The organism is Rhizobium sp. BK049, from assembly GCF_014193135.1.
Classification (GTDB): Bacteria; Pseudomonadota; Alphaproteobacteria; order Rhizobiales; family Rhizobiaceae; genus Rhizobium.
Genome location: NZ_JACHYV010000054.1, coordinates 1 through 8,772, shown reverse-complemented (window position 1 = coordinate 8,772; position 8,772 = coordinate 1). Strand labels below are relative to the sequence as shown.

Below are 8,772 nucleotides of genomic sequence, written 5' to 3'. Positions count from 1 at the left end.
GCTAAGAAGGTGACGATCCGACAACCAGCTGCCGGGCGGGCGGCCACCCGCCCGGCAAGCATCAATATCCTACATTTTTCTTATCCAAGAAGGTGGCCCGAAGGGTCGGATGAGGGGGCCTCGCGGCACAACCAAAATTCATCATTGGCTCGGTGACTCCGTGCCCGACCCCGTCCCCGTCCCTGAAACGATCCGCAACTGCCCCTCGTGCGGATGCTTTGAGGCTAGACTTGTAGCCCCAAACGAAAACAGGCGGCACCCTGGCCGCCTGTCTCCATGTGCCGGACGAAGCGTCCGTTATTTCTGTTCGGGCGCTAGGAACTCTGCGCAATAGGACGGGCCGTTGACGCCCGGAATGTCGGCGACGGTGCGGATGTCGCGGATCGTGTAGTCGGAATTGGTGGTGATTTCGGCTTGGCAGCGCAGATAGGCCGTGCGGGCGGCGGCGATCTGCTTGCCGCGCTTGCCGTCGGCGCCCTCGGCATATTTCGCCGGAATGCGCACGGTCTTGTAGCCGCCGCGCCAGGTGTAGATGGTGCTCGCACCTTCCTCGCGATCGCTGATCGGCGGCCCGTAGGCGGCAAAGAAGACGCCGGCCGATTTGCCGACCCAGCGGGCCTCGATCGGATTGCCGGCGGAAGGAATGGTCGTGCATCCGGCAAGCGCAATTGCAAGCCCGGCCGCGGTAATGGTGCGGAGTTTCATCGTGTCGTCCCTGATCTCTAGCGCAATGGCTGCGAAGCCGCCGTCACGGCGGTTTCGCCTGTCCCGCCGAGCCCTTTAGCGCGGAACCCGGCAAAAGAAAATTGCCCCTTTTGCACTTCCGTTCGATTTGCTCAGAGTGTGTCTTTTTGCAGCAGCGCCCCATTCCGGCCTCTGTCATCAACCGGTCAAAAAATCCCTCGGCTTTTTGAAATTTGGCGCTTGTGCAACCAGATAGGCTGTTCTATAGAAGCGCCGCTGGTCACGGAGTGTAGCGCAGTCTGGTAGCGCACCACGTTCGGGACGTGGGGGTCGAGTGTTCGAATCACTCCACTCCGACCAGCCGAAAAGCCCGCGAAAGCGGGCTTTTTTCTTATCGCTAATATGCCTTGCGATCCGCCACCATGACAGCCACCCCGGACTTAGCATTTGATTCTGCTCTGGGGCGGTAGAATTGCTGTATTGATTTTACTGCCACGGCTTTTGACCGGGCGCTATCGGCCGCTATCTCGGCACGATCGCCGCGGGTGGGCATGTCTCGTGACGGCTTCTTGCGCATTCTAGGGAAGAACCAGTGCTGTTCCTCGCCGGCGGTGGCCCTTTAGTCGAGAGCGGCGTCGCTTTATTGAGACAACCACCGTCAGACGCACATTGCGATTGACACCCGGCAGCGGGAGAGCCTGAACCTCGCAGGAGCCGCGCTCACGGTCATCACTATCCCCGTTCAAGCAGTATTTTAGTTGCGGCATCGACGGAGCGAATTCGGGCGTCCGCTCAAAGGTAGTAGGGCCGATCTCAGGTAACATCACGAATTGCCCGAATGTCGGAAACGACGCCGCGGCGATTGCCCCTGGCTGGGAGGAGGCGCTCATCGCCTTGATGGCAGGGTTCACGCGTGACGACGAGAAGAACTTGCTGTGGCCCCCCAAATGATCGCCGGTCGACTGGTTCGAGGCTACCGTCGCGCCGGTCGCGATCTGAGGCTCGGGTTTGATGTCCTGGAGGCGATCACGCTTCCTGACGTAGGACGCCATAAGAAAAGGCATATCATGTCCGTCCGAGCGGGCGCGGCCTACATACTGGACCCGAACATAGGCCGTGCCATGGTGCTTCAGGTCCAGCAAATCTGCTGCCTTGCTGGAAAGGTCAATGATGCGGCCCCTATGGTAGGGACCGCGATCGTTAACACGCACGATGAGGGAAGAACCGTTTTCAAGATTGGTCACCCTCACGTAGCTGGGCAAAGGGAGGGTGGGATGCGCGGCGGAAAGGTGATGCCTGTCGTAAACTTCGCCGTTTGCAGTCAAGCGACCATGAAACGCTGAGCCGTACCAGGAAGCGACACCATTCCTGTCGTAACTCGGGTCCTCCCTCGGTGAGTAAAGTTTGCCTTTCACCACGTAGGGCTTGCCGACGGTATAACGGCCACCGCCCTTGCGAATATTCCTGCCGTGGGCGGGTCGCGGGCTCGCCGTCACACCGTAAACCTTCTCGGAAACATATCCTCTGCTGCGATAGGTGTTCGGTGTTTGTGTGGTCGTACAGGCACAGCATGCGCAGACCGCCATGATCGCCAGCCATCGCAAGCCCTTTGCAGCACTTACATCAATAGCCATCCGTTCATCGTTGACAACAGTCTTCCATGTATCCGCGCCATGGGTCGATACAAACGCTCATGCCGGCCGCGTACTCGAAGTTTGCTACGCGGGGGGCGAGAGCCAGACAGAATAGCAGCCCAAGCGCACTTCGAGGCCCTACTGCCTTCTGGGATTGTCGTCAATTCGCTCCATCCCTGAGAGTGAAAGCTGGCCTGAGGGCAATAGTTCCGTGGGGACATGCGATTTTACGCTGTGCTTTGCCAGGGCCGGTTGCCACCTCAGGCACCGAGTGGTCGCCGGGCGGCATTGGCTATCGGACGACCACTATCCAATTGCCGGGGGCGAACACACGGCTGAAGTCTGCTGAGGCCCTAAGCGGTCATTCCCAAACCCAACGATACGGGCCAGCAAGCCGCCAGACTGCTGCTACATATCAGCATTGCATAACAGGAAGTATGCGTTTGCCCGAGATTGAGGTCATAAGGCGCGTGGCTGATGCTCAGGAGAGCCATTTTTTATGGATTGGGTCCCTATAGTATTCGTTACGTTCAAGGTTCTCGCGTTAGGCATGGCCATGTTCTTCGCCATCAAGTGGCATTACGATCAAGGGGAGAAGGGGGAGAGGCGAGCGGCACTACGCACGGGCGTCACGATGGCCGCAGTTTTCGTGCTAGCGATCCTGGCCGTGGGGCTCGTCGCATTCGTCCTCAGCAGGATGCTCGGTTTGGACCTGAGCTTTCCATGATGGCACCATTGATGTCGCCAGCCCCCGCAGGGGCGCCAAAATCGCTTTTGCTGATACTTAGGACGCGCCGGCACGGTCGGCGATTGGCAGGAGCGCGCTCGGTGCCTGCTGCCGAAAGTCCTACTTGCATGCCCACACAACAAAAAGTCCACCTGCTACTGAAACTACGGCTGAGATAAGGAAAGCCCCGCAAAAGCGGGGATGAAGAGAGGGGGTGTTTCCTAGGTATCAGCGTCTAGGTTTGTGAAATTATTATACACAAATCAATATTTATTGCAAGGATTAACACTATCGTGAGTGCTATTCTAGCGGCTATAAATAGAAGGAATATTCGAGCGATTGTAGTTTATTCTTCAGCGAAGCAAACTATCTACAACTCAGGCTCATAATTTCTTGGTATTCGGTGGCCGTCCGATGATCGTTTGCTAAACCCCAAGCATCGCGTCCCTGAACGTCAGGCGGTCGACCCAAAAACCGGTCGCCACGTTTTTCTGGCTCTCGAACGTCTGGCTGCCCGCAAGTTGATTCGCTCGGCGACAATTAGATGTGAGATAGTCATCGCAACCGGAACGAGTCCGAGCGCCGCTCGTTGAGTCGCGTGTTCCGCGTGAGGGGCTGCATCATGAGCAGGAGACGAAGCTTCAAGCCGGTGAAGATCACCATCAACGGCAAGACCAGGACCGTTTACAACGTCGTTCAGGCCGGCAATGCCTTGCTGAACGACTGGCCGGAGCAGACGCCGGCGGCCAAGGCCGCCGAGCTGCTGGTGCTCGATGTGTTCAACGATGTCGCCGAGCCCGAGCAGGTGCGCCGCGCCTTCATCACCGCGGCGAAGGCGAGCGACATCAAGTTCAGCTCCTGACTGGCGGCGCTTCGAAAACCATTCGCTTACTTCCATGATGCTTGCTTCCGATTATCGAGGTCGGGATTCTTGAGTTGCGGCTGCATCCAGGCGGACGAGACGATCGCCGCCAGAAAGCCGAAGGCGATGCAGGTGATTGCCTGGAGCCGCCAGGAGACGAAAGTGACCGGCGCCGGGATAATGGGCTTCTCTCCGCATTGGCCGGGCAGGCAGGCGCAGCCGGAAAAGGCTTTGATGATGCAATCGGCGGATATGTCGGTTTCTCCCTCAGGCATAGAGCTGATCGCGATCGGTGATGCCCATGATCTCGCGGGCATAGCGGTAATGCGCCTCGACGCTGGCCGTGGCGCCGCGCAGCCATGATGGGCCGCGGACCGAATGTTCGGGGCGGCCGAGATAGGCAAAGCCGAGGGCGCCCATGCGCTGGGCCTCGTTGGCCATATAGGCATCACAGTCGTCGAGCCCTCGCACCGCCTTCCAGCGGGCGTCCCGCCGGCTCTGCTCGGTCTCGATCCTGCGGATATGCTGCATTGCTCTGCCCTCTCGTGCCGGCCGGTCGGCATCTCGGAAAAGGTACATAACATACCCCAAATCGTCAATCAAAAAAGGTACAAAAAATACCTTATAGATTGACGAGGTACGAATCGTAGGCGTATGTCTCGACCAGATGATTGGGCGACCGGGTGCAACTCCCGAGCTGACGAAGCCCAGCGGCGCGGGAAGCGAAAGTCCTTAAGTGCGCTGTCAGAAAATCAGGACGAGGGCGAAGCGAATGGCCCCTCTGGCACGTGTCCCATCCCGGCTCCGGCCTTCAGGACATGGCCAATGCTCTCCCGGCTTCATGGGCCTTGCTCATGGGGTAGGGGGAAGCTTTGGCCGGAACCCTCCCTCACCAGCCTTCAGGAACTGGAAAGAGATGGAAGAGAGAGGGAGTGAGAGAGATCAGGATATCGCGGGCGCGCGGGGCGGGCGATGCTCCGCTCTGCGGCGCGTCGCGGCCTTCAGATTGGACGCCTGCGCTCGAAGCGGTTGTTTGCAGGCGTCAGTCGCGAGGTCGCTGCAGGCACCTTGCGCGGGGCGAGTGGAGCGCCGGGTAGAGCGGGCTCGGTCTTGAGAGCCGTCTTCGTTGTGAAGGTTCACCTCGAAGCAGGATCGCCTGCGTGGCGCCGAAAGCGGTGATCAGCACGGCAGGTGTCACGATTTGGAACCAGATCCTGCCGGCTCGTGAGGACGGGCGGATGATCTTGAATCTTTTTGGGAAGTGGTTGGAATGTTGCTGGAGCGCTAAGCATTAAGTCGCGGAACAGCCTTGTACTTTTGGAATAGCCTTGCTCTCACATCTCGATCACCGACCGGCGGACGCGGCCTACTATGGTGACGGCGCCGTGGAATTCCGGCGGCGGCACGTCCTCGTAGGAGGCGGGCTGGAAGGGCGGATTGTCGTTCGGGCGGTAGCGCTTGTAGGTCGCAGCCCCGGTCTCGTCGGCGACGACATAGAGCGCGTTCGGCGCCAGGCGCTTGTCGCGGCGGTTGACGAAAATGATCGAGCCTGGCGGCGAGATCTTGTTCATCGAATTGCCCTCGACCTCGAGCGCGATCCAGTCGCCGTCGGGCAGATCGAGCGCGGCGACGGTCGGGAATTCCGAAAAGTCGGTGATCGGCGCCTGCTCGGTCAGCTGCCCGGCGCTGACCCAGGAAATCTTCGGTACGTCGGCGACGGAGACCGGCCGCTCCTCCGGATCGAGCGCATCGCCGGTTCCGAACTGCAGCCAGTTGAGATTGACCCTGAACGCCTTGGCGTATTTCTTCGCGTCGGCGATGCCGAAGCCGTTCCGGCCCGACTCGTGCGCCTTGTAAACATTGGCGTTCCAGCCGAAACGATCGACGATCGCCTTCGGCCCGGCAAAGCCCGCGTTCTTCCTGGCCATGACCAGACGCTTTGCGCGTTCTTCGCGCTCAAATTGTTCCTGATCTTTCAACATAATATAAATAATACCCTAAAAAAAGGTACATGTAATCCCCTAAATCGCTTGACGTGCGAGGTATTTTACGTACCCTTATGCCCATGACAAGCACCAATATCATCAACAACCGGCCCCGGCTTTCGGGCATTGCCAATGCCCGTTACACCGGCTGCCCGCGCTGCGGCAGGGCGCTGTCGATCGCCGAGGTGATCGAGCGCCATTGCGAGAATTGCGGCCGGCAGACCGAGCCCGAAGAGATGCGGCAGACGCCGGTCTTGCCCGGTTCTCGGCCGAACAGCAAATCCGGCAGCCTCACTCCTCCCTGAAGGCTATCGGCAGCTGGCGTCGCCGCGCTCCCTCGGCGACGCCGGCACCTTCCACAAGATTTGAGACAAACGATCTCGGCGGCGCCCGCTTTGCGGGAAGGGCTCGGCCGCGGATCGAATGAAAAGAGATCAAACGAATGAGCACTGCCCCGGCGCATCAAGCCGCTCACATGAACGCCCTCGAGCTCTTCCGCTCCGGCCGGGATTATATCGAAATCGCCGCCATCCTCGGCGTGCCGGTGCCTGCGGTGGAAAGCGAGATTCACCGTCTTCGCAGCGCCGAGAAGGGCGACACCGCCCAGCAGGATCATGACGGCCGCGCGGTCCGGCGTTTTCCCGGCCGCGCTTTAAGGCCGGGCGCCCTGGTCAACTTCGCCCGAGGGCGGCCGAGGCGCCCGGTATGACGACGGCAACACATCTCGAGCGGAAAAGCAATCGCGTGGAAAAGGCAGAGATGAGCAAGGACATCATGGAGATCCTGAGCCCCGTGCTGGGGCAGGAGCTGGCGGCGGCGATCATCGAGCATCGCAGCCGCACGCTGAAGAAGCCGCTGACGGCCTATGCGGCGAGGATCCAGGTCAGGGAATATCTGAAGACCGGCAACCCGGTCGAGGCCGCCGAGATGCAGATCCTGCGCGGCTGGCGGGCGATCAAATCCGATTGGTATTTCAATGAAAAGGCGAGGGAAGCCGGGTCGATCAATGCAAGCACGGGCAGAAGGACAACGGTCGATGCCGCAAGAGATTTCCTCTCCGGTGAAGATCATAGCGGGGATGCTTTCGGGCTTTCCGGCCTCCGCCGGCACTGATCCCGACATGCAGATCCGCGCCTATCTCGTCGCCATCGACGGCATTGCGGCAGAGGCGGTCTGGCGCGCCGCCAAGCTGTTCCTGTCAGGCAAGGTCAGGGACCATAACCGCGCCTTTGCCCCGAGTGCTGCGAGCTTTGCCGAAATTGCCCGCCAGCAGCAGGCGGTGATGGAAGCGCAAAGCCGCCCGCGCGTCGAAGCGCCGCCCGAACCGCCGCAGCCGAAGGTGGCCGCCCACAAGATGCGGCTTCTGAGACAGGCGGCAAACGGCAGCCGCAGCGCCAAACGGGCGCTGGCTGAGATGTTTCCCGACAATCCGGTCATCGCAAGGGCCGCACGAGACGCACAGGAGGCAATGGGATGAGAGATTTGTTCTGGACGGAAGACAAGATCGTCAAGGCGCAGAAGCTCTGGCAGGAAGGGTTTTCGGCGCGTGAGATCGCCGAACTCTTCGGCTCGAAGAAGAACACCGTCATCAACATGGCGCATCGCAACCGCGACCGGTTTCCCTCGAGGCAGGATGCGCGCAAGGCGCTGGCGGTCGCCGGCGAGGCGCCCGCGCCGATCAGCCATCCCGACCGGGTGCGGCGGGTGACGCTGTCCGGCGCCGAGGTGACGATGCCGCGCGTGCCGACGATCGACGGGCCGGCGCCATGAGTGCAGTTACCAGTGCCGTGACCCCGCGCGAGCGAGAGATCATCGGCTGGATGGCGCAAGGCAAGACCGCCGCCGAGATCGGCACCATCCTCGGCATCTCGCCGATCACCGTCAACACCCACATTGCCAATGCCAAGGCCAAACTCGGCGTGTTCAAGGAGACCGCCCTGGTCGCCGCCGCGCTGCGAAACGGCATCATTCGATAGGAAGGATAATCAGCATGGGCGGCAAGGCCACCAAGGCGAAGATACAGCGGGTTAACAAGGGCGCCGGCCGGCCGCGCAAGGCCAATGTCGAGCGTTTCCCCTGCGGCAAGATCAAGCCCTTCGAAACCGAGAAGGAGAATATCAGCGTGGCGATGGCAGCGCGCCGGCGCATTCACGGCTTCGGCAGGACGGTTGATGACGAGACGGTCAGGAGCCCCTATGCCGGTTATACCCTTGGCCGCATGTTCCTCGACGGGCTGATATCAGACGAGCAGCGCCAGGCCGGCGACGACTATACCGAGGTCATGGCCCGCTACCACAAGACGACCGGCATCCCGGCCCCGAGCCCGAGGGCCCAGTCGCTCTTTGCCGTCAAGGGCCATGAAGGCGAGGTGACCGAAAGCCTCGCGGACCGAGCCCGCAAGGCCAGCAACCGCATGATGGAACTGCAGGCCGTCCTTCTGCGCTGCGAGGACGGACCGCAGGTGCGCAGCACCGTTTATAACGTCGCGGTGATGGATTACGAACACCTGCGCCAGATGCCGCCGCAGCAATTGCTGTGGCTGCGGCGTGGGTTGATCGCGCTAAGGAGGGCGAAGGCGGGGTGATGGGGGCCGCCGGAGAGCATGCCCCACCCTCCGTCATTCCAGGGCTTGAACCACTGCTGTCCGCTTTAAAATATGGACTGGGTGGATGGGGTTGATTCTTTTTACTTTCAGACGCTTCCCTCGAACCGAGACACGAGCGGAAGTTCAATGTCAGGCGACATCCCCAGGAGACCGGTGAACACGGCCCCTCATCCGCCTGCCGCCACCTTCTTGGATAAGAAAAATGTAGGATATTGATGCCTGCCGGGCGGGTGGCCGCCCGCCCGGCAGCTGGTTGTCGGATCGTCACCTTCTTA

At 60.6% G+C, this 8,772-nt stretch carries 13 protein-coding genes and 1 tRNA gene; 9 read left to right on the top strand and 5 right to left on the bottom strand.

All coding sequences use genetic code 11. From position 1 onward, the window contains the following. Positions 1–297: 297 nt before the first annotated feature. Positions 298–705 (bottom strand): hypothetical protein, encoded by a 408-nt coding sequence (locus tag FHT70_RS29710; RefSeq protein ID WP_085777277.1) that lies wholly within the window; start codon positions 703–705, stop codon positions 298–300. Positions 706–967: 262 nt separating this feature from the next. Here FHT70_RS29710 and FHT70_RS29705 point away from each other — a divergent pair. Continuing rightward, positions 968–1,044: transfer RNA gene (locus FHT70_RS29705), tRNA-Pro, on the top strand. A 218-nt stretch (positions 1,045–1,262) separates the two neighbouring features. On the opposite strand, the gene FHT70_RS29700 is transcribed toward FHT70_RS29705, so the two are convergent. After that, positions 1,263–2,318: a septal ring lytic transglycosylase RlpA family protein gene (locus tag FHT70_RS29700; RefSeq protein ID WP_246722052.1), complete on the bottom strand. Its 1,056-nt coding sequence runs from the start codon at positions 2,316–2,318 to the stop codon at positions 1,263–1,265. Between the two features lie 1,349 nt (positions 2,319–3,667). Here FHT70_RS29700 and FHT70_RS29695 point away from each other — a divergent pair. Next, positions 3,668–3,907: a DUF982 domain-containing protein gene (locus tag FHT70_RS29695; RefSeq protein ID WP_085777278.1), complete on the top strand. Its 240-nt coding sequence runs from the start codon at positions 3,668–3,670 to the stop codon at positions 3,905–3,907. Positions 3,908–3,933: 26 nt separating this feature from the next. Here FHT70_RS29695 and FHT70_RS29690 read toward each other — a convergent pair whose 3' ends face one another. The 3 genes from FHT70_RS29690 to FHT70_RS29680 form a co-directional block, all read right to left on the bottom strand. Next, complete coding sequence (locus FHT70_RS29690; RefSeq protein WP_183706705.1) at positions 3,934–4,182, bottom strand: hypothetical protein; 249 nt, start codon at positions 4,180–4,182, stop codon at positions 3,934–3,936. Then, positions 4,175–4,438, bottom strand: coding sequence for a hypothetical protein (locus FHT70_RS29685; protein WP_183706704.1), 264 nt, complete (start codon positions 4,436–4,438; stop codon positions 4,175–4,177). Before FHT70_RS29685 ends, FHT70_RS29690 begins: the two co-directional genes overlap by 8 nt. A gap of 803 nt (positions 4,439–5,241) precedes the next feature. Next, positions 5,242–5,889, bottom strand: a complete 648-nt coding sequence (locus FHT70_RS29680; protein ID WP_085777282.1) for a S24 family peptidase — start codon at positions 5,887–5,889, stop codon at positions 5,242–5,244. An 83-nt stretch (positions 5,890–5,972) separates the two neighbouring features. Between FHT70_RS29680 and FHT70_RS29675 the strand changes: the two genes are divergently transcribed. From FHT70_RS29675 to FHT70_RS29645, 7 genes are all read left to right on the top strand, one after another. Then, positions 5,973–6,197: a hypothetical protein gene (locus tag FHT70_RS29675; protein ID WP_183706703.1), complete on the top strand. Its 225-nt coding sequence runs from the start codon at positions 5,973–5,975 to the stop codon at positions 6,195–6,197. Positions 6,198–6,334: 137 nt separating this feature from the next. Beyond that, positions 6,335–6,601 carry a sigma-70 family RNA polymerase sigma factor gene (locus FHT70_RS29670; RefSeq protein WP_183706702.1) on the top strand — a complete coding sequence of 89 codons (267 nt, stop codon included), beginning with the start codon at positions 6,335–6,337 and terminating at the stop codon, positions 6,599–6,601. Positions 6,602–6,636: 35 nt separating this feature from the next. Then, the gene (locus tag FHT70_RS29665) at positions 6,637–7,005 is read left to right on the top strand and encodes a hypothetical protein (RefSeq protein ID WP_183706706.1); all 369 of its coding nucleotides are present in this window, start codon (positions 6,637–6,639) and stop codon (positions 7,003–7,005) included. Continuing rightward, entirely contained in the window at positions 6,971–7,369 is a 399-nt protein-coding gene (locus FHT70_RS29660) for a hypothetical protein (RefSeq protein ID WP_183706707.1), read from the top strand. The genes FHT70_RS29665 and FHT70_RS29660 overlap by 35 nt, the downstream gene beginning before the upstream one ends. Continuing rightward, complete coding sequence (locus FHT70_RS29655) at positions 7,366–7,662, top strand: GcrA family cell cycle regulator (protein ID WP_097597549.1); 297 nt, start codon at positions 7,366–7,368, stop codon at positions 7,660–7,662. The genes FHT70_RS29660 and FHT70_RS29655 overlap by 4 nt, the downstream gene beginning before the upstream one ends. Continuing rightward, positions 7,659–7,868, top strand: coding sequence for a helix-turn-helix domain-containing protein (locus FHT70_RS29650; protein WP_097597546.1), 210 nt, complete (start codon positions 7,659–7,661; stop codon positions 7,866–7,868). The genes FHT70_RS29655 and FHT70_RS29650 overlap by 4 nt, the downstream gene beginning before the upstream one ends. Before the next feature lie 14 nt (positions 7,869–7,882). Beyond that, positions 7,883–8,476 carry a hypothetical protein gene (locus FHT70_RS29645; protein WP_183706701.1) on the top strand — a complete coding sequence of 198 codons (594 nt, stop codon included), beginning with the start codon at positions 7,883–7,885 and terminating at the stop codon, positions 8,474–8,476. Positions 8,477–8,772: the final 296 nt, after the last annotated feature.